The following is a 26,563-nucleotide window of genomic DNA, read 5'->3' as shown; positions in this document are numbered from 1 at the left end:
CATTTCGTAACGCTAGCGGCAGCGCGCACCATTATGACCGTTGCGCCGAAAGTCTGCAAATGAGAAAAGGTTCGGCTAGTCATGAACGAGTTTCATCGGCTGTTAATTCCGGATTTAGCGACCAGCGCGCGGGGCAATGTTGGCCCCCTGGTCTGACGGTCCGATGTCGGTAAATCGGGGTGTGCAGGAGAAAATAACGCGCTGGGTGCCGGTCGTGGCTAAAAGAACTGGTTCATATTCTTGGCTTCGATCACCGTCTGATCCAGGAAGATGCTCCGCCAGACGATCTTAAGTTGGCCGTCCACCCGGCGCAGAATGTCCTCCCGCCGTCCCACGAACCAGTCCACATCGTCTTCCAGTTGCGAGCGATAGAAGACAAAGTTGCAGCTGACTGTAATTTCAGCGCCTTCGACCGCGATGGCACGAATATTGTGGTACATATGCCGGGTCCGCGGCCGTGGGCTTTCTCCCCAGGCGTAGGGACTCTCAAGCTTGTGCACGCGCTTGGCCAAGCCAGGCAAGTCGTCATCGAAAAAGGCAATTTCACCGGGTTTTGTAAATTCATCTTCCATCTGCGTTGCCAAGCGCGTTTGCCTTATAGGCATCCAATAGCGACAATCTTCAGTGAACAGCTTGAGCCAATCGGAATAGCGATGCTCATCCAGAAGGGCAGCTTCTTCATAAAAGAATTGTTCGATCTCATTCTGTGCTTCGGCGTTCAAATACATTTTCAGATCCCGCATCCGATTTGGTCAAAAGGCGTTTTCAGCGTGCAGCCGGAAGCGAGTGGTTCGTGATGAGGTCATCCCAATTCTCGGCATCCATCCAGTCGGCCCAGCATTGAATGCGCCAGCGGGCATAAACTTCCGACGTCCGATCTCCCTCGAACACGGGAAAGTCGCGATCATCGCCTTCTTTCAATTTGGCACTTCCCAGCCCCATCTGGTAATTGAAAGGCCGGTCGCGCAGCAGCTGCGACGCAGAGCCGGTGGTGCAGAATTCGAAATTCTCGCCATCGTCCTGTTCTACCATGCCTGACGGTCCAAGCCGCATGATGTTCCGGTCGATTACGGCTTTTCGCTCCTCCGGGGAGGCGTTCTTGTCCACGAAGGTGAAGTAGAGCATTTCAAGCTCCTGCGGCCCCTTCGGATGCCTGACAATGACGACTTGAAGGAGATCGGTCAGGAGGCTCATGTGCGGAAAGATGCTGCTGTGGAAATGACCCGGCATCGTATCGGTGATGTGACCATATTCGCCCAGGATTATGTCACCCTTGTTGTCGATCCAGTATTGCTGGTTGACCTCGGCCCTGGACGACTGCCAGGCGTCGAAGAGCGACGCGTGGGTAATGCCGACGTGGTAATAGTCCTGGTCGTTCTCCATGCCGATTTTCCAGTTCGCCTTCAGGCGGTGTCGGATCACACCCGGCACGACCTCGATATCTCCGTAGTCGGCGAGCTTGTCGATCATGACCTTGCCGGCTCCGCCCAGGAAGGTCTCGAGCGGGGGCGCCTCTGGGTCGAGTGTTGCAAAGATGAAGCCCCGGTAGGACATCACCTGTGCAGCCTTGCCCAGGCCCCAGGATTTACGGTCGATTGTCTTATCGTAAAGCTCGGCATTGCCCGGAACGCCGATCAGATTGCCGTTAAGATCATATGTCCATCCATGATAGGCGCACATGAATTTCGAGGTATTGCCCGAATGCGCGCGGCAGACCGCTGCCCCACGATGGCGACAGGCATTGATGAGAACTTCGGCCCCGCCTTGGCGGTTACGCACGACGATCACCTTCTCTTCACCCATGAAGGTCTGGAAGAAATCGCCCGAATTAGGGATTTGGCTGTCGTGACACATGAAGAGCCACGCGCGGCCGAAAACGCGCTTCAATTCGAGTTGGTATATTTCATCGTCACTGAATATCTTACGATCAACCAGCCCATTTTCAACGTCCATGCGGTCGCGAAACGAGAGCGATGTCTTCGGCAAGGTCGTGGTCATATCCTGCTCCTAATTGAGGCATTCTCGTATCGTTGTCATTCAGCTCCCCCGACGCGTCGCGCCAAGGAATTGGGAGAACTTAGTCCCATTTATTCGGAATTGCCAATGGAACTTTTTTAAGGCTGCGAATGAAATTCGCTCATCCTGCCTTGATCTTGATCGAGCGGAAGCGGCCGTTCCCTCCTGGCGATTTGAGCGGCGGTGAGGCTTGCGTCTTTTTGCATGAGTGTGAGGATTTTGCGGTCAATGGGGTCGAGTTCGGCAGGCATGATTTTCCCCAAAAATGCGGATATTCGGGGTTTTGCCTCTCGTCTGGTGCGATAAGGGGCTCAACAATCGAATGTTCCTGAGAGGATGGGGAGCTTGATGTGCCGGCGCTAGATTTCCAATGTCGGGCCGACCTCGTGGCGGCCGCCAAGAAGCACGTCTTTGCCGTGCGCGCTGCGCTGGACCCGCAGGTGATGCTGCGGGTTGCAGGGCTTTTCGCGCAGCGCAACATCATCCCCGATCAGATATGTGCGCGCCAGTCGGGCGAGGTCTTGTTGATCGACATCGAGGTGCAACTTGAAAATGGCGCCGTCGCACGCCTGCTGGTCGAGAAGCTGCGCGCCATCGTCCGCGGCGTCCGCTGACAATCGGCGAGTGCCCTGAATTAGCGGAAAATCCACGATATCAATGTTGTCAGGCGTCGCCCGACGGGGTGGAGGCCCGAGCCGGAATCGAACCGGCGTGCAAGGATTTGCAGTCCTCTGCGTAACCACTCCGCCATCGGGCCAAACCGCTGTCGTGGGAGCACGCCAATGCGCAGGGTAGTCGGCAAAGTCAAGCGCTAGACCGCCGTGGCCGCAAGAACACGCCCGCAGCGCCGGAAAAATCTGCTAGGGAAATGCGTAAAGCCGCTTGGCCTTGTGCAGCAGGTGAATTAGAGGTTCCCAAAGCTATTTACTGTATGGCATGTGCAACACAGTATGCCGGTCGGAGATTTGTGGTGAGTGAACCGAATTTCGCCTCGATGCGCACTGCTATGGTGGAGAGTCAGCTTCGCACCAGCGATGTGAGTGACGTGCACGTGATTGAGGCGATGTCTCATGTGCCCCGCGAAGCATTCGTGCCTGCGGAGCGGCAGGCAATGGCCTACATAGATCGTCCTGTGCCATTGGCGGGCGGGCGCAGCCTCAACCCGCCGCTCGCGACCGGTCGTCTTTTGACCGAAGCCGCGGTAAAGCGCGGTGAGAAGGTGCTGCTCGTCGGAGCGGCCAGCGGTTATACTGCCGCCGTCCTCTCAGAAATGGGTGCGCATGTGACGGCCCTTGAAGAGGCACCGATTATGGCCGCAAACGACTTCCTGTCGAATGTAAGTATCGTGAACGGACCATTGAACGCCGGGCATGCTGCAGGAGCGCCTTATGATGTCATTATCATCGACGGCGCCATAGAGGAGGTACCTTCTGCGCTCGTTGAGCAATTGGCGGATGGGGGGCGTCTGACTGCCGGGGTGATCGACAAGGGGATGTCGCGCTTGGCTATGGGCCGGAAGATCCATGGCGCCTTTGGTATGCAGCATATTGCCGACATCGACATGGCGGCATTGCCGGGCTTTGCGAGGCCGAAGACGTTCGTGTTTTGAAAAGGGTGGGAATTTGAACAGTCTGATGGCCATGCGGCGCTTTGCGTTGCTGGGAACTTCTGCCGCGATGATAAGCGCAGTCCTGGTGCAGCCCGCTTCCGCAGAGACGCTGCAGGAAGCGCTTTTGAAGGCCTATCAGAGCAACCCCACGCTAACCGGGGCGCGTTCCGGGCAACGCGCAGTCGATGAAAACGTGCCGATCGAAAAAGCAGGGGGGCGGCCACGCCTGAATGCGACCGGCAACTACACCGAAAGCATCCTGAAGCCGACGATCAGCTTCACTTCTCCCCAGCGCGCGGCGACAGCCAACGCCCAGCTAAGCGTGCCGCTATATGCGGGCGGGGCCGTGAAAAATGGCGTGCGCGGGGCAAAGACGCGTGTCGAAGCGGGCCGTGCCAGCCTGCGCGGAACAGAGGCATCAGTCTTCTCGCAGGTCGTAGCAGCTTATATGGACGTGATCCGCGATAGTGCGATCGTATCGCTTAACCGCGCTAACGTCGGCGTTCTGGAGGTGAACCTCCAGGCTACGAACGACAGGTTCGAAGTGGGCGATCTCACGCGCACCGACATCGCGCAGTCGCAATCCCGCCTGGCGCTGGCGCGCAGCGATTTGCAGACGGCGGAAGCAAATCTGATCCGCTCTCGCGAAAACTATATAGCACTGGTAGGCTCGCCGCCGGACAACCTGGAAACGCCTCCGCCTCTGCCGGGTCTGCCCGCCAACCCCGATCTTGCGGTGCAGGTCGCTGTGGTGGACAATCCCGACATCCTTGCCGCAAAAAAGCAGCGCGAAGCGGCCTTCTATGATGTCAAAGTGGCTCGCGCCGCTGCAAAACCCACCGTGTCGGCCTTCACGCAGGCGGGATACACGAATTATCTCAACACCTTGCCGATTGGCCAGAGTGACTCCCAGATTAACAAATCTGCGGCAGCCGGCGTAGAGTTGAACATACCGCTGTATCAAGGCGGCCGTCCGGCGGCGCAGGTACGGCAGAGCCAAGCCTTCGAGTCGCAAGCTATCGAGCGGGAGATCGAGATAGAGCGCGGCGTCATTGCACAAGTCCGCGCTGCCTATGCCAGTTGGCAGGCATCGCTGCAGACCATCGTGTCCAGCCAGGCTGCGGTGGACGCCACGGCGCTGTCGCTGGAGGGTGTTCGCGCCGAAAACTCCGTGGGCAGTCGGACTATCCTCGACATCCTGAACGCCGAGCAGGAGGCGCTGATCTCCCGTGTCGAGCTGGTTTCCGCTCAGCGGAATGCCTATGTCGCGGGCTTCTCCCTGCTTGCGTCCATGGGCCACGCAGAGGCGGATGACCTTGGGCTGGCGGCCGGCGTTCTTTACGACCCGGTTCAGAACTATGACCGGGTCAAGAACAAGTTGCTCGATTGGGGTGGAGACCCCGCGCCGGTACCTGTCGCTACGCGCACCGTTGACACGCCCGCACAAAACGCCAAGGTAGCACCTGAAACGAAGTGATGGTTAACGCGCGGCGTTGATCGTCATACGGCACAAGGCGATGTAAGGTGATGGGGGACATGAGCAAGGAACCCTCGATGGAAGATATTCTGTCCTCCATCAAGCGTATCATCGCCGAGGAAGGCGATGAGGCCGCACAGGCGGCTGCGCCACGATCCCTGCGTCGAGGCCGCGCCGCCGCTTCCGAACCGGAGGAGGATTCGAGCGGCGTCATCCGCGGTGCGCAGGTGGATGAAGTCCTTGAACTGACCGACGCCTTCGACTTGACCGACGCTACTGCCAGCGACGAACCGGAATCCGATCCCACAACATCCACTACTCCGGAGTCGCAAGAAATGGTGCAAGCTGCACGTAATTCGGCCCCGGCGCCGACCTCTGAACAGGCCCTTGCCCCAACATCTGTCGACACTATGTTGTCGGTGGAGAGCGAGGTGGCCGCCCGGCATTCGCTGTCAACGCTGTCCTCGATGCTTGTGAAACCCCAGGGTGATGACGACAACACGCTGGAGGCTCTCGTGCGCGAATTGCTGCGCCCGATGATGAAGCAGTGGCTCGATGCGAACCTGCCCGATCTGGTAGAAGCCATGGTGGCCAAGGAAATCGCGCGGATCACCAGCCGCGAATTGTGACGCGGTGACACCGCCATCGGCATATTGTTTCGTGGCTCGACCGTTGCGGTGATAGGGTTTGAACCCTAAGGCAGTCGCATGACCGACCTGCCAAAGACTTTCGATCCTGCTGAAATTGAATCCCGCTGGTACGCCCATTGGGAAAGCAACGGCCTGTTCCGCCCAGAACGCCCGGATGCGCAGCCCTTTACGATCGTCAATCCGCCGCCGAATGTGACGGGCAGCCTGCACATCGGTCATGCGCTGGACAACACGCTTCAGGACATCGTCGTCCGTTACGAGCGGTTGCGTGGCAAGGATGCGCTGTGGGTGGTCGGCACTGACCATGCGGGCATTGCGACGCAGATGGTGGTCGAACGGCAGATGAACCTGCGCCAGCAAAAGCGCACTGACTTCACGCGCGAGGAATTCGTCGCGAAAGTATGGGAGTGGAAGGAGGAAAGCGGCGGCGAGATCACGCGCCAGTTGCGCCGCCTGGGCTGCTCGATGGATTGGGCGAATGAGCGCTTCACCATGGACGAAGGTTTCTCGAAGGCCGTCATCAAGGTGTTCGTGGAGCTGTACAATCGCGGCCTGCTGTATCGCGACAAGCGCCTGGTGAATTGGGACCCCGGCCTTAAAACCGCCATCTCCGACCTTGAAGTCGAAACGCGCGAGATCAACGGCAAGTTCTGGCATTTTCGCTATCCGCTCGCGGATGGGTCGGGGCACATCTCCGTCGCCACTACCCGGCCCGAGACGATGCTGGCGGACATGGCGGTTGCCGTGAACCCTGCCGATGAACGGTATCAGGCGCTGATCGGGACGATGGTGAAGTTGCCGATAACCGGCCGTCTGATCCCCATCGTCGCGGACGAACATGCGGACCCGGAACTGGGGTCGGGCGCTGTCAAGATCACGCCGGGCCATGATTTCAACGACTTCGAAGTGGGCAAGCGGGCGGGCTTCAAGGCGGCCGACATGCTCAACATGCTCGACGCCGATGCAAGGGTGGTTCAGGTTGCCGACGGTCTCATCCCCGCGGAATTCGTCGGGCTGGACCGCTTCGACGCGCGCAAGCTGGTCGTCGAAGCTATCGATTCACTGGGACTGCTGGACAAGATCGAGGACCGCGTGATCCAGACGCCCTATGGCGACCGCTCCGGCGTCGTCATCGAGCCGTGGCTTACCGATCAGTGGTATGTGGACGCCGAAACGCTCGCGAAGCCCGCTATCGAAGCGGTGAAATCCGGTGCGATCGAGATCGTCCCCAAAAGCTGGGAGAAGACCTACTTCAACTGGATGGACAACATTCAGCCCTGGTGCGTTTCCCGACAGCTTTGGTGGGGGCACCAGATTCCCGCATGGTTCGACGATGAAGGCCAAGTCTACGTCGCCGAGGACCAAGCGGCCGCGCAGGACCTTGCGGGTAACAAACGCCTCACCCGTGACCCCGACGTCCTCGACACCTGGTTCTCCTCCGCCCTGTGGCCCTTCGGCACCCTCGGATGGCCTGACGAAACGCCGCAGGTCGCGCGGCACTACCCCAATGATCTGCTGATTTCCGGCTTCGATATCCTGTTCTTCTGGGATGCGCGCATGGCGATGCAGGGCATCGAATTCATGAAGGACGTGCCGTGGAAACGGCTCTACCTGCACGGCCTCGTCCGCGCCGCCGATGGCAGCAAGATGTCGAAGTCGAAGGGCAATACGGTCGATCCGCTTGGCCTGATCGACGCCTTCGGGGCCGATGCTCTACGATTCTTCATGGCGGCAATGGAAAGCCAGGGTCGCGACATCAAGATGGATGAGAACCGCGTTCAGGGCTATCGTAACTTTGCGACGAAGTTGTGGAATGCAGCGCGCTTTCTGCAATCCAATGGGATCGGCGCATCGGCAACCTTACGTGCGCCCGATGCTACGCTTCCCGTCAACCGCTGGATCATAGCGGAAACGATCGCCACCGTTCAGGCCCTTGATCTCGCCATGGCCGACCTGCGGTTCGATGCCGCTGCCAACGCGATCTATCACTTCGTATGGGATCGGTTCTGCGACTGGTATCTGGAGTTGATCAAAGGGCAGATCGATGACGAAACCAAAGCGGTAGCGGGATGGGTGTTCGACCAGATCCTGGTCATGCTGCACCCCTTCATGCCGTTCATCACCGAGGAACTGTGGCACGCGATGGGGGCACGCGCAGGCGACCTGATCGTCGCCCACTGGCCGCAGGCTGACGCGCATGCCATCGATCCCGATGCCAGCGCGGAAATCGATTGGCTGATCCGATTGGTCTCCGCCATTCGCACGGGCCGCACGGAACTGAATGTCCCGCCAGGCGCCAAGATGCAGGCGATCGTGCGCGATGCCTCGGATGCCACCAAAGCGCGCCTCGCGCGGCAGCAGACGTCGCTATCGCGTATGGCACGCGTCGAAAGCATAGCGCATGGGACTGCGACCGAAGCCGGTGCGGCACAGATCGTAGTGGATGAGGCAACCTACATCCTTCCACTGGAAGGCGTCATTGACCTCGCGGCAGAAAAGGCACGCCTGTCCAAAGCTATGGAAGCGGCTGTCAAGGAACGCGACACGCTTGCAGGGCGCCTGGGCAATGCGAGCTTCGTCGAGCGCGCCAAGCCGGAGGCTGTTGAAAAAGCCCGCGCCGATCATTCCGAGAAGTCGGCAGAGGCGGAACGTTTGGCGGCGGCACTGGCAAGGCTGGCGTAAAAAACAACAAGGCCGAGGAGGGGCAGTGGCAACGACGGCGCAGGATAAACGCAGGGATCTTACCAGCGGGACCATCAGCCGCACCCTGCTGCTGTTCGCGCTGCCGACGCTTGCTTCCAACATACTCCAATCGCTGAACGGGTCGATCAACTCGATATGGGTCGGCCGTTTTCTGGGTGAAGGGGCGCTGGCGGCAACCGCGAACGCCAATCTCATCATGTTCCTGTTGTTCTCCGCCGTGTTCGGCTTCGGGATGGCAGCGACGGTCATGGTGGGCCAGGCCGTGGGCCGGCGCGACCTGAACGCCGCGCGAGTGGCATTTGGTTCTGCCCTTGGATTTTGCTTCCTGCTTTCGCTGATCGTTGCAACGGTCGGCTGGATTACGGCGCCCGCAATATTGACTGCACTCGCGACACCAGGTCCTGCCTACGACTTCGCCTTGATCTATTTGCGCGTCATCTTCCTTGCCATGCCTGCCTCGCTGATGAGCGTCATGATCATGATGGGGCTGCGTGGAGCGGGGGATTCGATCACGCCGCTCTGGTTCATGATCCTGAGTGTCATTCTGGATAGCGGGCTTAATCCCGTTTTCATTCTGGGAGTCGGGCCCGTCCCGGCAATGGGCATCGCAGGATCCGCAGCCGCTACGGCGGTCGCGGGCTACGTCAGCCTGGCTGCCCTGCTCGTATATGTGTACCGGAAGGACTTGCCGCTACGGCTGCGGGGGAGGGAACTCGCCTATCTGTTCCCCAGTGCCGCGCAACTCAAGATCATCATCACCAAGGGGTTCCCAATGGGGCTGCAGATGATCGTGATCTCGACGGCTGGCCTTATCATGATCGGCCTCGTCAATCGGGAAGGATTGCTCACCTCGGCCGCCTATGGCGCTGCCCAGCAACTCTGGACCTACCTGCAGATGCCGGCAATGGCGATCGGCGCGGCGGCAAGCGCCATGGCAGCGCAGAATATCGGGGCCGGGCGTTGGGACCGCGTCAATGGTATCGCGAGCCGTGGCATGGCTTTCAATGTGCTCATGACGGGCTCTCTGATCATTCTGATGCTTGCCTTCGATCGACCGGCCTTGGCCCTGTTCCTCGGTAGTGGAAGTCCTGCCATAGATCTTGCGCGCCATATGCAGTTTCTTGCAAGCTGGAGCTTTCTGCTGTTTGGCCTTACGATGGTGTTGTTCGGCACGATGCGTGCCAATGGCGTGGTGTTCACGCCCCTCCTGATCCTGATTGCGGCGCTATATCCGGTGCGTCTCGGCTTTTATCATCTTGCCTATCCCACGCTCGGAGCCGATGCGATCTGGCTCAGCTTCCCGGTCGGCTCCATCACTTCCTTCATTCTGGCCGGGATCTATTATCTTCAGGGAAGCTGGCGGGCGACGAAGTTGCTCGTCCCACCGGACGAGGAAGAGTGTCGCGAGCAGACAAACGCAGCCACTGAACCAACGGGGCGGATGGCGCCTACAGGATAGGCGCAGGGAAGTCAGCGCCCCTGATTGCGCCAGCGCGTGACGGTCCGCTCAAGTATCTCCTGTTCACCACCCATTTCTCGCCACTGCGTGACGAAGCTTGGATCGCTCGATGCGGGGCGACGATGTTCTTCCAGGTCGTCCAGTGCGACGCGGATTGGCACGGCGACACCTTCGCCGCAGATGATGCACTCGCGGTTGCGCAAAGCCGGTATCGAATCGAGGAAGCCTCGCGCGCCTTCGGGCATCGCCGCTTTGACGAATGCCTGGTCGCGGTCGTTATTAAGGCGCATGGCGATGATCGTGCCGCACTGCGAGAGCACACCTTCCGCAAGGTCCGATGGCCGCTGCGTGATCAGGCCCAGCGACACGCCATATTTACGGCCTTCCTTGGCGATGCGTTCCAGGATCTTGCGCACCGCCTGACCATTGCCGGTCGTGCTGCTCGGGATGTAGCGATGCGCCTCTTCGCAGACCAGCAAAATGGGGCGCTGCGGCTCGTTGCGCGCCCATATCGCGTAATCGAACACCAGCCGCGCCAGAACCGATACCACGACCGATGTGATGTCGGAGGGCATTGCGGACACGTCGATGATGGAGATGGGCTTGCCTTCGGACGGCAGCCGGAAGATCTTGGCGAGGAAGTCCTGCATCGTGTCCGCGACCAACATGCCCGAGAACATGAAGCTGTAGCGCGGATCGCTCTTGATCTCATCGATCTTGGTCTTGAGCCGCATGTAGGGGAGGGAGTTTGTGCCCTTGTCGAGCTTGCCCATTTCGTTCTGCAGGATGTTCGTTAGGTCGGACAGCAGATAGGGAATGGGTGAATCGACCGTCAGGCGGCCCGTGCTTTCCGCCAGCCGGTTCTTGCTGCGCGCGGCGAGCAGGCATTTGGCAAGGATGTCGCTGTCCAGCGTGCGGTCCGATCCTTCGGACGTGACGAACACCTCGCAATGCTCCTCGAAATTCATCAGCCAATAGGGCAGAGCGAGGTTGTTGACGTCGAAGATCGCGCCGTTGCTGCGAAACGCCGCCGAATATTCGCCATGCGGGTCGACCATGACGATGTGCCCCTGCGGCGCAAGGTCGCAGATGCGGTGAAGGATCAGCGCGGCGCTAGTCGACTTGCCGGTGCCCGTCGATCCGAGCAATGCGAAATGCTTGCCCAGCATCGAGTCCACATACAGGGCCGCACGCGTGCTCCTGGTGGGATATACCATGCCGATCTGAACGTTGGGGCGCTCGTCGGCAGCATAGATCTGGTTCATTTCGACGCTGGAGACGGGGTAGACGTCAGTGCCGGGAGTTGGGTAGCGCGTAACGCCGCGGCGGAAACCGTAGATCTTGCCGGTCAGCCGTTCTTCCGCGCCTTCGCCGAGAAAATCGATCTCGGCTATGATCTTGCTGGGCTCGTTGCGGTCCAGGACCATAGTGCGGACGTTTGCGACCAGCCAGTTGTTGCCGACGCGCATCTTTACCTGACTGCCAACCTGTCCAGCCATGGCGATCGAGGGGTCGGGGTCATGACTATATTGGGCAAGGCAGGCCGTTTCGAGGAGCAACTGCGAACTGGATCCGGCGATCTGGAACACCAGTCCCATCGAAGGGCCACGGGCGGAGGAACTGGCTTGCTGCATCGCCTGCTCGAACTCAGCGCTGCCCGTCATATTGCTCATGCCGTTCCCCATACTCTTCGGACACATATGGATTGCCCGCAGCATCAGGTAACCGGAACCTGTAAAAATTAACTTAGCGACCCTTCAGATGCGGCGGGCGATAGCTCCCGCTGCCCAGCCCATTCCGACGGCCATTGCAATGGCCACGAGACCATAGAGGAAGGACCAGTTCTCCGCCGCTTGGGCAATGAACCGCTCGAAGCCGGATTTGCGGATCACGATGTCGCGCGTGGCCGCGGCCACGACACGCCCGTTCTGCACCAGGAAGGTCTCCGCGGTATAGTCGCCCACGATCACGCGCGCCGAGAGTGGAAGACGCGCGCGATAAAGCACACCATCCGTTATCTCCACCGTTCCGGGCCGCTCGACGAAAAGGCCCGTGCGCCGGCGCAGGTCGACCAGCCCCTTCTGGAACCGGTCGATCTCAGCGCTGGCATTCAGCGAGGCGGGAGAGAGCTGCAGTTTATCCAGCCCCATTTCGAAGATCGCCGCCGTGCGATCATCCACGATCCGATGGATGGGACGAGAGGACGCCATGGCGTAGAAGCTCGGCGCAGAGCGGAAGCGGGCGCTATCGGCATTGACCCATACGCCTGCGACCTTCTGTTTCTCCCGCATGGTGATCGACTGGTCGGGACCCTTGAGGATGACCACTACATCTGCGGGCGTCTCGGGCGCGCGCCCATCAGGATAGACGATCGCGCCGAAGAGCAGCAGTTCGGCACCTGTAAAGCTGTACCGGATATCGACTTCACGCTGCGAGACATCGGGTACGAGCACCGGAGCCTTGGCAGCACCGAGCATCATCGCGAGCGTGAGCAGCAAGGGCAGGCGGAGCGATCTCACTTCAGCTGCACCGTGTAGATCTCGTCCGGCCGCCACCCGAGCCCCACCGCCATACGGATCGCAATGACCAGAACAATGGCCGACAGGATGATGCGGAGATATTCAGGGCGCGCCGCCATCGAAATTCGCGTCCCGATCTGCGCGCCGACCACACTGCCGATCAGCAGCAGGAGCGCCAGAACCAAATCGACGGCCTTGGTGGTCAGGCTGTGAACCATCGTCGTCACCATCGTTACGAAGAGTATCTGGAACAGCGATGTGCCCACCACCACCTGCGTCGTCATGCCCAACAAATAGAGCATCGCGGGAACCATGATGAAGCCGCCGCCCACTCCCAGCAGCATCGTCAATATGCCCGTCGCCACGCCCAGCAGCAGCGGGGCAAGGGGCGAAATATAGAGGCCGGAACGGTAGAAACGCCACCGCATCGGCAGGGCGGCCACGAGCGGGTGATGCCTTCGCTTGAGCGCTGGCGGCCGGGCACCAGTACGCATGGCTATGAGCGACTTGATCGACTCCCGCGCCATCAGTGTGCCTATCGACCCCAGCATGAGGACGTAGAGGATTGCGATGACGGTGTCGATCTGCCCGATCTGCTGCAGCAACCTGAAGAGGCCGGCGCCTATCAAAGCGCCGACGATCCCGCCTGCGACCATCACGCCGCCCATCTGCACATCGACCGTCTTGCGCGAAAGATGCGTAAACACGCCGGACACGCTGGCGCCCGTTACCTGCGTCGCAGCGGATGCGGCCGCGACAGTGGGCGGAATGCCGTAGAATATGAGGAGCGGCGTCGTCAGGAATCCACCGCCGACGCCGAACATCCCTGACAATATACCTACGATCCCGCCCAGGCCGATGATGACCAGAGCGTTCACGGACAAGTTGGCTATGGGCAGGTAGATGTCCATCGGGCCTTTGGCCTAATCCCAAAGCGCGGCGACATAAAGGCGTTAAGCGGTCGACAGCAGTTAGCGACCGCTAAAAATCCGCGGCCAGCGTGATCGCCGGTCCCGATCCGGGGCGGGCATTTCCGGCGATCCGCTGCCGCCACTCTGCCGATATCCGGGCAGGCTGGTTGCCGAGCTTCATGCGGGCTTCAAGCTGAGGTCCTATGTCGAGGCGCGAGACCTGCGGCTGTGCGCCGCCCGAGAGGCTCAAACCTGCGGAGATCGGAGCCGGGGAGGGGAGGGCATGCTGCAGCGTCACCTTGCCATCGACGAACGCGTCGCGGCTTTGAACGCCGACAACCCCGGCCTGGCCGTAGCCCTCCAGCTCGAATCCGCTTTGCACCTCGACCGGGCCTAAGCCGCCCACTGCAACGACGGCCATGGCATTGCGGGCATCGCGATCTAGGGCGATGCGCCTTTCCAACGCGATGCGTAGCGGGATCGTTTTGCCGGGCTGGAACGAAACACCCACTGCCGCTTCCGATCCATGTGGGCGCCGCAGCGCCGAAGTCATTCGTCCATAGAGTGCAAGCCGCTCGGGCACCTCAGGCACGAGTTGGTAAGCCAGCCGCCCGCCCGCCTGGGAACCACCAAGCTGCCCGACATTGGCAAGGCTGCCCTGCGCACCTGCATCGCGCCAGAAAAGCCAGCCACTGAGCGACCACTTGCCCGGCGCAGGGCTTCCCGGCACCAGCGGTGCGCTAGTGATAGAGGCGGGTGCCGGGGAATGTTCTCGCGGTGCTGGGGAATCGGCAATGAAAGTATCCGGGCCCGGTTCGCGGCCGGTGCTTGCCAGATCCAGGGATTTGCGATGGTGAGGTTGATGGTCGGGGCTCTGCCTTGATGTTGGTTCCAAGGCGCTGGCGTAGCTGGTGGCTGGCGACGAGCGCTTTTGTTTGGCGGCAGCGCCTGCCGTAGCGGTTCGCTGAGGCCCTATCGTGGTAACAGCCTGTGCCTCTCCTGGTGGCGATGCCTTCGACCAATCTTGCGACACCGCTATTCGTCCGGCTGCCCAGCACAACAGCACGATTGTCAGGAATCGGAGCGGCTGGCCGCGACCGCGCCAGCCTGTCATTGCCGTTCAGCCGAAGCGGCGTCGGGAAAGCGATGGTTGGTCTTGTCCCACCGGAGCGGAGCACCCCGCAACAGTCCGACATAGGCAGCCAGTGCCCGCCGCGCCGCCATGATGGCGATGAGATTGGCGACGGCCGTTCGGGGTACGGATAGGAGCGCCTGTCGCCAGCCATAGGCTCTCCCCACGAACCACGCGCGCACGGTTAAGCGCCAGAGCATCAAAGCTGCCGTCAGGCCCAGCATGTTCTTCAGCAATGGAGAGAGAGCGAGCAGGAATCCGCCGACGGAAAACTGGATCAGCGACAGCGTCATCCAGCCCATCGCGCTGAGATAAGCTGCAAACAGGATCAAGGCCGAAAGTGCAGCACCCCGGTCCCGCAGCCGCATCCAGCGTTCGACGAACCCGCCATGCCATCCGAGGCGATCCCATCCGGCCAACGATATGCCCACGGTCCAGCGCGCCTTCTGCCTTATCGCGTCGTGCAATGTCTCCGGAAAATGACCCCTGCTGCACACCGGCTGTCCACTTGCGTCGTTCATCCGCACGAACACACCCCGGCAGCCGCGCTCGGTAAGCCGCAGACCCAGTTCGTAATCTTCGGTCAGCGAATGCGCGTCGAAGGGCTTGCCGCCTTGTGCGGCTGCAAGCATGGCAAGAGCACTGCGCCTCAGCGCGCAGCCCACTCCAGCTGAGGGCACTGCCGCACCGAGGGCTTCGCGCACGACCAGAAATTTTCCATGAGCCTCGGCAAATTCATCGCAGTAATGACCCGAGACCCACTGAGACTGCTGGCTCCGCAAAGGCAGCACCGGCAATTGAACAAGATCGAAGCGGTCGATCATGCGATTGAGGAGCCTCAGTTCATCGGGATGCACCACATCTTCCGCATCGTGCAGAACGATCGCCTTGAATATATGCCCCGCGGACTGCTCCTCCCGGAGCATCGCTTCCCATAGGGAGTTCAGGCAATCCGCCTTCGTGGTGGGGCCATTGTGCGGATTGATGATCGAAATGATCCGGCCATCATCACGGGCTAGCATCTCGACCTGCGCGGTTGTCTCAAGATCGTTGGGGTATGTCCCGACAAAGATGCGGTAACTTCCCTCACCCCATTTCTGCAGCGCCGTCCACAGCATGGCGCCTATGACATCGGCTTCGTGCCAGGCGGGGATGAAGATCGCCATGTGCCCCGGCCGATCTGGCAGCGGAAGCGTCGTCATGGTCATGGCGGTGTGGCGCGTGTAAATCGTCAGCCTTCGCCAAATCGTTCTGCCGATGTAGATAAGGTCGATGGCCAATTCGTCCATGCCACCGATCAATAGGCCTATTACAGCAAATAGCGTCAGTTCGTGCTGCGCACGCATCGCGATGCCGAGAATGGCGTGCGCAACGTCTATGGCATTATCCCCCGTGCCCTGTACCCAGGGCGGGTACAATCCATAATGGATGTATATGCAAGGAGTATTGCCAAAGCGTGCAATTTGACCTCGGCGTCGCGCCGCCGGTAGATGGGCTTCTGCTAATTAGGGAAGAAATTTTGGGTATGAAGCACAAGCAGGCCAGTCCTTCAGCACTGCGAGACTTCCTCACCAGTGAGGCCGGCGGCGGCGTTTTGCTCATGCTGACGGCGGCACTGGCGATGGTAGCGGCCAACACTCCCGGGAAAGCCGCGCATCTGTATCACTGGTTCGTACATGCGAACGTCGGACCGGTGCTCTCGTCCAAACTGGGCTCGATGACCGTGCATCTGTGGATCAACGATGGATTGATGGCCTTGTTCTTCCTGCTGGTTGGGCTGGAAATCAAACGTGAGTTCCTGGATGGGCGGCTATCTACCTGGCGCACGCGGCGTCTGCCGATGATCGCGGCGGCTGCCGGTATGGCAGTGCCTGCCATGGTCTATCTGTTCGCCGCAAAGGGTAACGCCGCATTGATCAATGGCTGGGCAGTCCCGGCCGCCACCGACATCGCCTTTGCAATTGGCGTATTGGCGCTTCTGGGCAAGCGTGCGCCCACATCGCTCAAGCTGTTCCTCATGACGGTCGCCATCGTGGACGACATGGGAGCGGTCGTCATCATCGCGATCGCCTACACGCAGCAGGTGGGTGGCGTTGCATTGATGGCTGCCGTTGCGATCCTTGCCGTCATGTTCGTGCTCAATCGATCGGGCGTGAAGGCGCTGCCCATCTACCTCCTGTGTTTCGTGGCGCTCTGGTACGCGGTGTTGCTCTCTGGCGTCCATGCTACCATTGCAGGCGTACTCGCCGCCTTTGCCATCCCGATCCGCGCAACGCCGGGCGCCCCAGACGCCCACGATAGCCCGCTACATCGCCTCGAACATGCGCTGCATCCCGTCAGCGCCTACTTCGTGGTGCCGCTCTTCGGGTTCGCGAATGCGGGAGTGTCACTGGCGGGCGTGGGTATTGAACAAATTCTCGCGCCTCTCCCGCTTGGCATCGCGGCGGGGCTGTTCCTGGGCAAGCAGGCCGGGATCTACCTGAGCATGCTCCTTGCGGTGAAACTGGGTGTCGGAACCAAGCCGCGGGGCGCGACTTGGCTCCAGCTTTACGGCGTGGCGCTGCTGTGCGGGATCGGATTTACGATGAGCCTGTTTATTGGGGGTCTGGCCTTTCCCAATCAGCCAACTCTGGTGGAGGAGGCGAAGATCGGCATTCTCATGGGCTCCGTCCTCTCGGCAATAACTGGTTTTGCCATCCTCCGCTTAGCGCCCCTGCATCCGCAGCATCAATCGGAAGAAGCGCAGCAGGACAGCGAAATAACAGCGGATGGCGATGTCGCGCGCTGCTGACGAAAGACTGGCGCAAAAAAAAAGGCCCCGGCGGCGACGCCGGGGCCTTTTTAGTGAGGTTGGCAAACAGTATTAGAGCTTGCTTGTCAGTTCCGGAACGATCTTGAAGAGATCACCGACAAGGCCGATATCCGCGACCTGGAAGATCGGTGCGTCCTCATCCTTGTTGATGGCGATGATGGTCTTGCTATCCTTCATGCCGGCGAGATGCTGGATGGCGCCGGAGATGCCGATCGCCACATAGACTTCCGGTGCGACGATCTTGCCGGTCTGGCCAACCTGATAGTCGTTAGGGACATAGCCTGCGTCCACCGCAGCGCGCGAAGCGCCCACGGCTGCGCCAAGCTTGTCCGCCAGCGGATAGATGGTCTCTTCGAAGGTCGGCCCGTCCTTCAGTGCGCGGCCACCCGACACGATGATCTTGGCGGATGTCAGTTCGGGGCGTTCCAGCTTCGCGATCTCCGCTCCCAGGAACGTCGAGGTCCCGGCATCGCCTGCGCCGCTTACGGCTTCGATCGCGCCGCTGCCGCCTTCGGTCGCAGCCTTCTCGAAAGCCGTTCCGCGTACGGTAATGACCTTCTTCGCGTCCTTCGACTTGACCGTTGCAATCGCGTTGCCCGCATAAGTGGGCCGCGTGAACGTGTCTTCGCTTTCGACAGACAGGATATCGCTGATCTGCATCACGTCGAGCAGCGCAGCCACCCGCGGCGCGATATTCTTGCCATGGCTGGTCGCCGGGGCAAGAAACGCATCGTGATGACCCATCAGATCGACGATCAGCGGTGCGACGTTCTCGGCCAGTGCATGCGCATAAGCCGCATCATCGGCGACATGCACCTTCTGCACGCCCGCGATTTTCGCAGCTTCGGCAGCAACGCCGCCGACGTCCTGGCCCGCGACGATCAAGTGGACCTCGCCCAGCTTGCTTGCGGCCGTGACAACGGCGAGCGTGGCATCCTTGAGCGCGCCGCCCTCATGTTCGACCCATACCAGCGTCTTCATGCTGCAACTCCCATAGCTTTCAGCTTCGCGACCAGCTCATCGACATCCGCGACCTTGATGCCCGCAGTACGCTTGGGCGGCTCCACGACTTTCAGGGTTTCGAGGCGGGGAGCAATGTCCACGCCGTAATCAGCGGGCGTCTTCTGGGCGAGCGGCTTGCTCTTCGCCTTCATGATATTGGGCAGCGAGGCATAGCGTGGCTCGTTCAGGCGCAGGTCGGTGGTGATGATCGCGGGCAGCGACAGCTTGACGGTCTCGAGCCCACCGTCCACTTCGCGCGTCACGCTGACACTGTCGCCCTCGACTTCAACCTTCGAGGCAAAGGTGCCCTGGGGCCGGTTCAGCAGAGCGGCAAGCATCTGGCCAGTCTGGTTGCTGTCGTCATCGATGGCCTGCTTGCCCAGGATGACGAGGCCGGGCTGTTCTTCCTCGACCACCTTGGCGAGCAACTTGGCGACACCCAGCGGTTCGACGTCTTCGTCGGTCTGGATCAGGATCGCGCGGTCGGCACCCATGGCGAGCGCCGTGCGCAGCGTTTCCTGTGCCTTGGCAACACCAATGGAGATCGCAACGATCTCGGTCGCTGCGCCCTTCTCACGCAGGCGGATCGCCTCTTCGACAGCGATTTCGTCGAACGGATTCATCGACATCTTGACGTTGGCCAGATCGACGCCGGTGCCATCCGCCTTCACCCGCGGCTTCACATTATAGTCAATCACCCGTTTCACGGGGACAAGAATCTTCATCAGTTGAGCCTCCAGTTTATGCCTCTGCCCAGGGTGTCATCGGCACCAAATGGCCTCTTTGCCCATCCAAAGCAAGGGTGACACATAAGGGGAACGAAACCTTGCCGTTCCCCTTATGGTTCTGATTATGCAGCTTGCTTAACTTGAGCGACGATCTTCCTAGCGGCATCGCCCAGATCGTCGGCGGAGACAATGGGTAGCCCGGAACCGGCGAGGATGTCCTTGCCCTGCTGCACGTTCGTGCCCTCAAGACGCACGACCAAAGGCACCGACAGGTTCACTTCCTTCGCCGCGGCAACGATGCCATCCGCGATGATGTCGCAGCGCATGATGCCGCCGAAGATGTTGACGAGAATGCCCTTCACGGCGGGATCGGACAGAATGATCTTGAAGGCTGCCGTGACCTTTTCCTTCGATGCGCCGCCGCCGACGTCGAGGAAGTTTGCCGGGAACATGCCGTTAAGCTTGATGATGTCCATCGTCGCCATGGCGAGACCCGCCCCGTTCACCATGCAGCCGATGTCGCCATCCAGCTTGATGTAGGCGAGGTCGTACTTGGAGGCTTCGAGTTCGGCGGGATCTTCCTCCGTCTCGTCGCGCAGTTCCATGAGGTCCTTGTGGCGGAACATTGCGTTGCCGTCGAAGCCCACCTTGGCGTCGAGCACCAGCAACTGGTTGTCGGCGGTCTGCGCCAACGGATTGATTTCGATCTGCTCGGCATCGGTGCCGAGGAATGCGGCGTACAGCGCTTCGGCGACCTTGGCGGCCTGCTTGGCGAGATCGCCGGTCAGGTCCAGCGCCTTGGCGACGCTGCGGCCATGGTGCGGCTGGAAACCGCTTGCGGGATCGACAGCGAAGCTGTGGATCTTCTCAGGCGTGGAGTGCGCCACTTCCTCGATGTCCATGCCGCCTTCGGTCGACACGACGAACGCGACCCGGCCAGTGCCGCGATCGACGAGCAGGGCGAGGTAATATTCCTTGGCGATGTCCGCACCATCGGTGACATACAGGCGGTTAACCTGCTTGCCTGCGGGGCCGGTCTGAATGGTCACCAGCGTGTTGCCGAGCATGTCCGTCGCCGCGGCCTTCACTTCGTCCAGTGTCTTGGCGAGGCGAACGCCGCCCTTCGCATCGGGGCCGAGTTCCTTGAACTTGCCTTTGCCGCGTCCACCGGCATGGATCTGCGCCTTTACGACGTAGAGCGGTCCGGGCAGCTTGCCCGCTGCCGCAACAGCGTCCTCTACCGTTAGTGCTGCATAGCCGGCAGGGACGGGCGCCCCGAATTTTGCCAGCAGTTCCTTGGCTTGATACTCATGGATATTCATGCGCGCCGCCTCTTGATTGGGGGAGAAGGTAGGAGTTCCGCGCTCCTAGACCACAGCTTCAGAGGGAAAACCAGCGCAACTTCGCAACCTCACTTTGCAAAGTTGCAAAATCAGCTAAGCGCGCACAGCAAAGCTGCCTTGGTCGTAACGGCCATGATCTCAGGGTCTTCAAGGGCGCGGACCTGATAAAGAAGTTGGTCGACGGTTACATTGTTTAGATCGGTACGACCAACCTTCGACAAAGACTGGAGCCTTCGCAATTGGCCACTGCTCAGCCGATCCACCATGCGGTCGGCCATGCAAGCAGCCATCCGCGGCGACACGCCTGCTTTTATCAGGCCGGCTTCGACGCGACTCTGTGGTGCAGCACATCCTGCCAGCATGCCGCAGGCGAGCAGGACGGAGAGGGTGAGTGTTTTCATCTGCATTTAATCGGCTTCTGGAACTGAACCCGTGATTTACGCGGGGCTTGCCATGGCGCATAGGATTTGCGGCAGGAGCGCAATATGGATAAGTTTTTCACCGCATTTTCTCATCGCATCGCGACGTTCGCGGGCCAGCCCTTGGCATTCATCATCGCGCTATTGATCGTCATAGTCTGGGCTGTAACCGGCCCCTTGTTCCGCTGGTCCGACACGTGGCAACTGGTGATCAACACCGGCACGACCATCGTTACCTTCCTGATGGTCTTCCTGATCCAGAATGCGCAGAATCGGGACGCATCGGCGATGCAAGCCAAGCTGGACGAGCTACTGCGCGCCAGCGAGGGGGCCCGAAACCAGTTTATCGGGATCGAGCACCTCACCGAAGCGCAGCTCGAGGAGATCAAGAAGGAGCTGGAAAAACTGAACGGAAATAGCGACGGTGAGGTCGTTCCTATCGCGCGCCTGATCGAGCGCAGATAATCCCTTGAAGGCAGGTCGCCGTCTGCTTCAGTGCGCCGTAGCGCGTTCGCAATTTTCCTGGCGGTATGTGTTGATCCGCTCGCGATATGCGCGGGCCAAGCCTTCATGAGCAGTCTTGCTTTCGATGCTTCTGGCATTGGCTGCGCGAATCATCGACACTTGCTGGCGGTGTAAAAGATAATTTACATCCATCACGACTTTACTCCCTCTCTTCGGTGGGCAGTCTTGTCTGGTCTCAGGATCATAAGCCTGGACGGCTCATCCCTTCGATCTACGCCTTTCTTGGAGTATAGCACCATCCGGCAGAAGAGTCGCGGCAGCCTGCCGCATGCTTCTCCCGTTCCATCGGCGATAAGCAGTAGAACCTAGGGCTACAGCACTCGTGCAGCAGCGGAAGCTGCTTCACGTACCTCCCGCTCGGCGGCCACCCGCTCGGCACGATCGGCCATTTCCGTCCACGCGCTCATCGAGCGCAAGCAACGGTCACGGACATTGTCCAGCTTAGTGGCATCGGCATCTGCTTGCGCCTTGGCGGCTTGCTGGCGGCAGAAATCGGAATGGGTCATGACAATTGTCCTCAAACCGTAGGAATAAAGACCGTGGCGTACATCGCCACGGAAGAAGCGGCGGCGGGCGGGGCATATGTGCCGCACATCCCGCCGCCGGATCCTGTCAGCTTTTAGGCTGCCTGGAGATTGACTGCTGCAGTCTTGCCGCGCTTGTCGGGCTCCAGTTCGTAGGACACGCGCTGGTTCTGGGTCAGCGTGTGCATGCCGGCTGCTTCAACTGCAGTGATATGCACGAAGGCGTCGTTGCCGCCGTCTTCGGGAGCGATGAAGCCATAGCCCTTGTCTGCGTTGAAGAATTTTACGGTGCCGATAGGCATAGGTAGTTCCTTTGGGTAGTCATGCTCGTGCCCCGCCAAATGCAGGAAAACGGGCCGATATGGTGCCGGAAAGTCGAATATGACAGCGCGTCGTCCGGCTCCGGCCGACGCGTCGAAAGGGTCAAGCAGCTAGCGCAGCCGCATAGAAAACGACTGAGTTCCTGAATTAACGGGATTGAGGTCTTCCAGGAAGACGCTCCTCTTGGCAGGCAAGCGGGAGCGCGTTCGGGTCTCTCGGCCATGTGAAGGCTTGCAGGCAATTTCCACACGATAAAAATCATATAACACGGGCGTTGCAGAATGTCGCGCTTTATTCGGCGAAGCATCAGCGCGTGCGATCCGCCGCGGTCGTGTCAGCCCGCCAGTGGATCAGTGGCGGCTGGAAGCTAGCGGACGGCGGGCCATGTAGAGGCCCGAGCGCACGACGGGACCTTCCAGAACCTGGGTCTTCATGCGACGGCGCACGGTATCCGCTCCATCGGCAGTCAGAAGAACGACGCGAGTGCCGCCCGACTCCAGCGGTTCGATGCTGGAAATGCGAATGTCATGCTTGTCGCACAGCGTCGTTACGGCGTCCGGTGCGGCGGAAAGATTGATGGCGCGGCTCATATTGCAGTCCTTCGTGAAAGCCAGGCGGAGGCACTAGGCGCTCTCCCGCCGCGGCGTTCCCGTGAATATTGGCGCGCGACATGCGCTGCATAGCAGCATTGGCGGCAAAAGTCGCCCTGTCATTTCAGAAGCAGCAATGTGCCCTCTCTTCCTGTTCGCGAAAGAGAGGGCATGCCGCCAGATCAGCGGCGTTTCGCCAGCCACTTTGCAATATCAGGCGTGACCCGCGCACGCGTTTCCGCCCGCGCCTTTATCGCGGCGATCGAGCGATCGACAACCTTGCGCGACTCCGGCGTCAGATATTGGGTGGCGTAGGCGTCCAGCTTCGTTGCCATTGCCGGATCGGCAGAGCTGCCGCCCAGCCGCGCCAGCGCCTGCGAGCGGGCCGACACGTCGATCATCGCTTCGTACTTCGCGCGATTGGCGAGGACGAAATCGACGGCCTGCATGCTATGTGCTGTTCCGACCTGAGCGATGATCGCGGCGCTGGTGGTCTTGCCGGGTTCGTCGGTCAGCGCCAGATCGAGCGCCTGCTGCGCCAGCTTCTGATCCTTCGCGCGGCCAAGCAAGCCGAACAGCTGGCTCTTTTCCAGATCCGTAGGTGCGGCGTTCGCCATCTTGCGCAACTGATCCCATGTCGCCTGGTCTGCGTTAGCGGCGATGATGCCGAGCCACACATTCTTGAGCGGCCCATTCAGCGCGTCGGGATTGGTCTCCAGCGCAGCAAAGCGCCGATTGGCCTCTGCGACCACCGCCTTGTCGCCGATGCCGCCCAGGGCTTCCACAAGGTTCTGGCGAAGCAACGGGACCTGCGGCCCTTCGCCGGGCTTCGCGTCGTAGCCGATAGCGGTCATGACCGGCGTCAGTTTGGAAGAGGCATAAGCGGATGCCTTTGCCTGCATATCGGCCTTGCCTTCGAACATGTCGTAGGTGGCCTCGAGGTAGCCGGGCACCGCGGCAAGCACGGCGGGGCTCGCATCGTTCGGAACTGCGTCGACCATGTCCAGCGGAACGGAAATAGGCTGGTATCCGCCAATTCCCAATGCCCAGTTATCCGCGAGCAGTCCAAGCTGATCGACGGAGGGCAGGGTGGTAAAGCCCTTCGTCAGCGCTTGCACGTTCGCAGCCGGATAGAGCGAGCGATAATAGCCTGCTTGCCCCGCATTGATGACATAGGCTCCGCAGCCCGGCAGGGTGAGAGAGCCTTTGCCATTCAGGATGATGCTTTGTTTCGCGCCGCCGACGGTCTGCGCGCTGACCGGCACATTCCAGCGCAGCGGCGTCTTGTTCCTGGCGTCGCGGCTATATTCGCCCTGCGTGAGGGTCAGCGTCGTGCTCCCGCCTTTGCACTGCGCGCTATCGACGGTGACGAGCGGGATGCCCGGCTGGGTCGTGAAATCATGTGCGATTGTCACCAACCCCTTGGCGCCCGCAGTTTCCACTGCGCGCCAAAGATCGTCAGTCAGCGTGTTCCCATAAGCGTGCGTCTTCATGTAGCTGCGGATGCCGGTACGCCAAACGTCCTCGCCGGCAAACGCTTCCAGCATGCTGATGACGGCTTCACCCTTTTCATAGGTGATGGTGTCGAAAGCCTGGTTCACCTGATCCACGGTAGTGATCTTCTGGATCACCGGATGCGTCGTCACGAAAGCGTCCAGCGCCATCGCGCTTTCCTTGTTGCCGACGCGATTGAGCAGCATTTCCCACTGCGGTTTCAGCTTGTCGGTAACTTTCGTCGCCATCCAGCTGGCGAAACCTTCGTTCAGCCACAGGTCGTCCCACCAGGCCATGGTGACGAGATCACCGAACCACTGGTGCGCCATCTCGTGCGCAACCGTCTCGTAGATACGGCGCGTCGTGGCTTCCGACGTGAATTTGGGATCGACCAGCAGGGCGCGCTCAAAGGTGAAGATCGCGCCCCAGTTTTCCATCGCGGAGAAGAACTGGCTCTGGCCTGGCCCGGCCACATTGTCCAACTTGGGAAGCGGGAAGGGCACGCCGAAATAATCATTAAAATATGGCAGAATTTCCGCAGCTCCGTCGAGCGCCTGCTGCGCCTTGCCGGTGTTGCCCTTGCCGGTAATCACGCCGATCTCAGTGCCCGCGGACATCTTCGTCGCACGGTCGAGTTCGCCGAGGCCGAAGAACAGCAGGTAGGACGACATCTTGGGCGAGGTGCCGAACGTTACTTGCGCCAGCCCTTTGCCCAGATCCTTACGCGTCTTGACGGGCATATTGCCCACTGCCAACTGATCGGCGGGCACGATGGCAGTCAGGTCGAAAGTCGCCTTGTAGCTCGGCTCGTCCCAGCTCGGCACGAAGCGGCGGGCGTCCGGCGCCTCGAATTGCGTGAAGAGGGCGCGCTTCGCCTTGCCCGCATTATCGGTATAGTCGAGCGCGAAGAGACCGTTCGCTTGCTGGTTGATCACACCGGCATAGTCGATCGACAGCACATACTGTCCCGGCGCAAGCTGCTTTGTGAATTTAAGCGTGGCTGTCTGCGCGGCGGCGTCTATGGCTGCCGTGCCCGTGACGGCCTTGCCGCCCACAGGCGTGATCGACACCTTGCCGATGGTGAGATCGGCAGCGTTCAGCGTAATGCTGTCGCTGGCATTTGCTACCGTCACGTCGATGGCGACCTTGCCGGTGAACTTGAGGTTCGCTGCATCCGGCGTGACCGTGATCGCATAATGCGTCGGTACTACGCCGCGCGGCAGCTGAGTGGTGACGCTGGCAGCCGGGCCGGACACAGGAGCGGCTGTGCTTTGAGCAGATGCACTGACGGCAAGGACGAAAGGCGCGGCTGTGACGCACAGCGAGCGCAGCAGGATGTTGAGGGACATGCGAGGTAAACTCCGGAACGGAATAGAGACGCTGGCGCGTCTGATGCTCCATGAGTTCCCGCGATTTGGCACCTTCGTCAAGCCCCGGACGATTGATCTCACCTCCCGCCGGTGCCGACGAACAAAAAAGGCGGCGCATCGGCGCCGCCTTCCCTGACACCTAGGTCATGAAATCAGAAGCGGTAGCCGATCCCGATAGCCGTCTGATACAGTTCAGCGCCAGCTTCGTAGTTGCCGTAGCGGGTTTCGATGTTGGCGTAGACATTGCCGAACGACTGTTCGAGGCCAACGCCAACCTTGAAGCCATCGATGGAACTCGAGAACTTCGCATCCAGGTTCGAATAGCCAGCCGTGCCGTAAACCAGCGTGCGCGGCGTTGCCTTCACACCGGCGCGTGCCATCAGCGCGAGTTCGCGGAAATCGGTGCCATTATCGTCGAAAATGCCAATGTAGGTAGCCTTGACGCCCACCACGGACCTGCCCAGGTCCCAATCATAGCCAGCGTTGAAGCCGTAAGTCGTTTCATCGCTACCGGCGAAATCGTCATCAACCAGACCGATTTCCGCACCTACGTGGGCGCCGGCGAATTCCTGAGCGAGAGCCGGGGTGGCGATCAGAGCAGAAGCCACAGCAACAGCGGCAAAAACACGCTTCATTTTAATGATAGTCCTTTCGTTTCGTCTGCAATGTGCATGACGGCGTGTGCCCATAATCGCCATGAACAAAATTGCCACAGAGAATTGCACTTTGGCTCAAATCCGAGAATTGTCTGTGATCTATCTGCAACAATCGCGCCTACGATTTTACCACTCGCTGGAGAACTGCAGTTGGAGAACCCAAAAGAAAAGGTTCAACGCTCCTCTGGACAGGTCAAAGCTGATTTCGCCATACTGTCGCAAACGCGCTTTAACAGGTCGCGGAAAAAGGCTCTTCACCTGACCGTGTTGGCATGATTCAATGCCCTAAGCGAGATTTGAGGG

The 26,563-nt window shown here is 60.2% G+C and carries 25 protein-coding genes and 1 tRNA gene; 8 read left to right on the top strand and 18 right to left on the bottom strand.

What is annotated here, in order from left to right; translation table 11 throughout:
- Window positions 1–218: 218 nt before the first annotated feature.
- The 3 genes from QHC67_RS10370 to QHC67_RS10360 form a co-directional block, all read right to left on the bottom strand.
- On the bottom strand, window positions 219–728 hold the full coding sequence (locus QHC67_RS10370) for a 3-phenylpropionate/cinnamic acid dioxygenase subunit beta (protein WP_319294003.1): 510 nt from the start codon (window positions 726–728) through the stop codon (window positions 219–221).
- 37 nt (window positions 729–765) lie between these two features.
- Complete coding sequence (locus QHC67_RS10365; RefSeq protein WP_319294001.1) at window positions 766–1,998, bottom strand: aromatic ring-hydroxylating oxygenase subunit alpha; 1,233 nt, start codon at window positions 1,996–1,998, stop codon at window positions 766–768.
- Between the two features lie 116 nt (window positions 1,999–2,114).
- Window positions 2,115–2,267, bottom strand: a complete 153-nt coding sequence (locus QHC67_RS10360; RefSeq protein WP_319293999.1) for an AsnC family transcriptional regulator — start codon at window positions 2,265–2,267, stop codon at window positions 2,115–2,117.
- A gap of 99 nt (window positions 2,268–2,366) precedes the next feature.
- Between QHC67_RS10360 and QHC67_RS10355 the strand changes: the two genes are divergently transcribed.
- A complete protein-coding gene (locus tag QHC67_RS10355) occupies window positions 2,367–2,630 on the top strand; it encodes a hypothetical protein (RefSeq protein WP_319293998.1) in 264 nt (87 codons plus the stop codon).
- Between the two features lie 69 nt (window positions 2,631–2,699).
- On the opposite strand, the gene QHC67_RS10350 is transcribed toward QHC67_RS10355, so the two are convergent.
- A tRNA-Cys gene (locus QHC67_RS10350) sits at window positions 2,700–2,773 on the bottom strand.
- Window positions 2,774–2,986: 213 nt separating this feature from the next.
- Here QHC67_RS10350 and QHC67_RS10345 point away from each other — a divergent pair.
- From QHC67_RS10345 to QHC67_RS10325, 5 genes are all read left to right on the top strand, one after another.
- Complete coding sequence (locus QHC67_RS10345) at window positions 2,987–3,625, top strand: protein-L-isoaspartate O-methyltransferase (RefSeq protein WP_319293996.1); 639 nt, start codon at window positions 2,987–2,989, stop codon at window positions 3,623–3,625.
- Between the two features lie 67 nt (window positions 3,626–3,692).
- On the top strand, window positions 3,693–5,102 hold the full coding sequence (locus QHC67_RS10340; protein ID WP_319294101.1) for a TolC family outer membrane protein: 1,410 nt from the start codon (window positions 3,693–3,695) through the stop codon (window positions 5,100–5,102).
- Between the two features lie 50 nt (window positions 5,103–5,152).
- Window positions 5,153–5,731: a DUF2497 domain-containing protein gene (locus QHC67_RS10335; protein WP_319293994.1), complete on the top strand. Its 579-nt coding sequence runs from the start codon at window positions 5,153–5,155 to the stop codon at window positions 5,729–5,731.
- Window positions 5,732–5,809: 78 nt separating this feature from the next.
- Complete coding sequence (locus QHC67_RS10330; RefSeq protein ID WP_319293992.1) at window positions 5,810–8,434, top strand: valine--tRNA ligase; 2,625 nt, start codon at window positions 5,810–5,812, stop codon at window positions 8,432–8,434.
- 25 nt (window positions 8,435–8,459) lie between these two features.
- Window positions 8,460–9,914 carry an MATE family efflux transporter gene (locus tag QHC67_RS10325; RefSeq protein ID WP_319293990.1) on the top strand — a complete coding sequence of 485 codons (1,455 nt, stop codon included), beginning with the start codon at window positions 8,460–8,462 and terminating at the stop codon, window positions 9,912–9,914.
- Window positions 9,915–9,925: 11 nt separating this feature from the next.
- On the opposite strand, the gene QHC67_RS10320 is transcribed toward QHC67_RS10325, so the two are convergent.
- The 5 genes from QHC67_RS10320 to QHC67_RS10300 all read right to left on the bottom strand — a co-directional run bounded on the left by QHC67_RS10320 (window position 9,926) and on the right by QHC67_RS10300 (window position 15,855).
- Complete coding sequence (locus QHC67_RS10320; RefSeq protein ID WP_319294099.1) at window positions 9,926–11,548, bottom strand: ATP-binding protein; 1,623 nt, start codon at window positions 11,546–11,548, stop codon at window positions 9,926–9,928.
- A gap of 123 nt (window positions 11,549–11,671) precedes the next feature.
- Window positions 11,672–12,394, bottom strand: a complete 723-nt coding sequence (locus tag QHC67_RS10315; protein ID WP_319294097.1) for a TIGR02186 family protein — start codon at window positions 12,392–12,394, stop codon at window positions 11,672–11,674.
- A 35-nt stretch (window positions 12,395–12,429) separates the two neighbouring features.
- A complete protein-coding gene (locus QHC67_RS10310) occupies window positions 12,430–13,344 on the bottom strand; it encodes a sulfite exporter TauE/SafE family protein (RefSeq protein ID WP_319293988.1) in 915 nt (304 codons plus the stop codon).
- Window positions 13,345–13,414: 70 nt separating this feature from the next.
- Window positions 13,415–14,074: a hypothetical protein gene (locus tag QHC67_RS10305; protein WP_319293986.1), complete on the bottom strand. Its 660-nt coding sequence runs from the start codon at window positions 14,072–14,074 to the stop codon at window positions 13,415–13,417.
- Window positions 14,075–14,454: 380 nt separating this feature from the next.
- A complete protein-coding gene (locus QHC67_RS10300) occupies window positions 14,455–15,855 on the bottom strand; it encodes a glycosyl transferase family protein (protein WP_413818524.1) in 1,401 nt (466 codons plus the stop codon).
- A gap of 146 nt (window positions 15,856–16,001) precedes the next feature.
- On the opposite strand from QHC67_RS10300, the gene nhaA reads away from it, so the two are divergent.
- Window positions 16,002–17,267 (top strand): Na+/H+ antiporter NhaA, encoded by a 1,266-nt coding sequence (nhaA, locus tag QHC67_RS10295; protein WP_319294093.1) that lies wholly within the window; start codon window positions 16,002–16,004, stop codon window positions 17,265–17,267.
- A 72-nt stretch (window positions 17,268–17,339) separates the two neighbouring features.
- Here nhaA and QHC67_RS10290 read toward each other — a convergent pair whose 3' ends face one another.
- The 4 genes from QHC67_RS10290 to QHC67_RS10275 all read right to left on the bottom strand — a co-directional run bounded on the left by QHC67_RS10290 (window position 17,340) and on the right by QHC67_RS10275 (window position 20,762).
- Window positions 17,340–18,269: an electron transfer flavoprotein subunit alpha/FixB family protein gene (locus QHC67_RS10290; protein WP_319293984.1), complete on the bottom strand. Its 930-nt coding sequence runs from the start codon at window positions 18,267–18,269 to the stop codon at window positions 17,340–17,342.
- Complete coding sequence (locus QHC67_RS10285; protein WP_319293982.1) at window positions 18,266–19,015, bottom strand: electron transfer flavoprotein subunit beta/FixA family protein; 750 nt, start codon at window positions 19,013–19,015, stop codon at window positions 18,266–18,268. Before QHC67_RS10285 ends, QHC67_RS10290 begins: the two co-directional genes overlap by 4 nt.
- Before the next feature lie 125 nt (window positions 19,016–19,140).
- Window positions 19,141–20,340: an ADP-forming succinate--CoA ligase subunit beta gene (gene sucC, locus QHC67_RS10280; RefSeq protein WP_319293980.1), complete on the bottom strand. Its 1,200-nt coding sequence runs from the start codon at window positions 20,338–20,340 to the stop codon at window positions 19,141–19,143.
- A 110-nt stretch (window positions 20,341–20,450) separates the two neighbouring features.
- Entirely contained in the window at window positions 20,451–20,762 is a 312-nt protein-coding gene (locus QHC67_RS10275; protein ID WP_319293978.1) for a hypothetical protein, read from the bottom strand.
- Between the two features lie 84 nt (window positions 20,763–20,846).
- Here QHC67_RS10275 and QHC67_RS10270 point away from each other — a divergent pair, with 84 nt between their 5' ends.
- Window positions 20,847–21,245, top strand: coding sequence for a low affinity iron permease family protein (locus tag QHC67_RS10270; protein WP_319293976.1), 399 nt, complete (start codon window positions 20,847–20,849; stop codon window positions 21,243–21,245).
- A gap of 371 nt (window positions 21,246–21,616) precedes the next feature.
- On the opposite strand, the gene QHC67_RS10265 is transcribed toward QHC67_RS10270, so the two are convergent.
- From QHC67_RS10265 to QHC67_RS10245, 5 genes are all read right to left on the bottom strand, one after another.
- A complete protein-coding gene (locus tag QHC67_RS10265) occupies window positions 21,617–21,811 on the bottom strand; it encodes a hypothetical protein (protein WP_319293974.1) in 195 nt (64 codons plus the stop codon).
- A 113-nt stretch (window positions 21,812–21,924) separates the two neighbouring features.
- Window positions 21,925–22,131, bottom strand: coding sequence for a cold-shock protein (locus tag QHC67_RS10260; protein WP_104953994.1), 207 nt, complete (start codon window positions 22,129–22,131; stop codon window positions 21,925–21,927).
- A 369-nt stretch (window positions 22,132–22,500) separates the two neighbouring features.
- The gene (locus QHC67_RS10255) at window positions 22,501–22,740 is read right to left on the bottom strand and encodes a hypothetical protein (RefSeq protein ID WP_319293971.1); all 240 of its coding nucleotides are present in this window, start codon (window positions 22,738–22,740) and stop codon (window positions 22,501–22,503) included.
- Between the two features lie 182 nt (window positions 22,741–22,922).
- Window positions 22,923–25,583 (bottom strand): M1 family metallopeptidase, encoded by a 2,661-nt coding sequence (locus QHC67_RS10250; protein ID WP_319293969.1) that lies wholly within the window; start codon window positions 25,581–25,583, stop codon window positions 22,923–22,925.
- A 173-nt stretch (window positions 25,584–25,756) separates the two neighbouring features.
- A complete protein-coding gene (locus QHC67_RS10245) occupies window positions 25,757–26,302 on the bottom strand; it encodes an outer membrane protein (protein WP_319293967.1) in 546 nt (181 codons plus the stop codon).
- Window positions 26,303–26,563: the final 261 nt, after the last annotated feature.

Source organism: Sphingobium sp. (genome assembly GCF_033795625.1).
Taxonomy (GTDB): domain Bacteria; phylum Pseudomonadota; class Alphaproteobacteria; order Sphingomonadales; family Sphingomonadaceae; genus Sphingobium.
The sequence above is the reverse complement of the archived record's forward strand: the minus strand, read 5'-3'. Positions and strand labels throughout refer to the sequence as shown.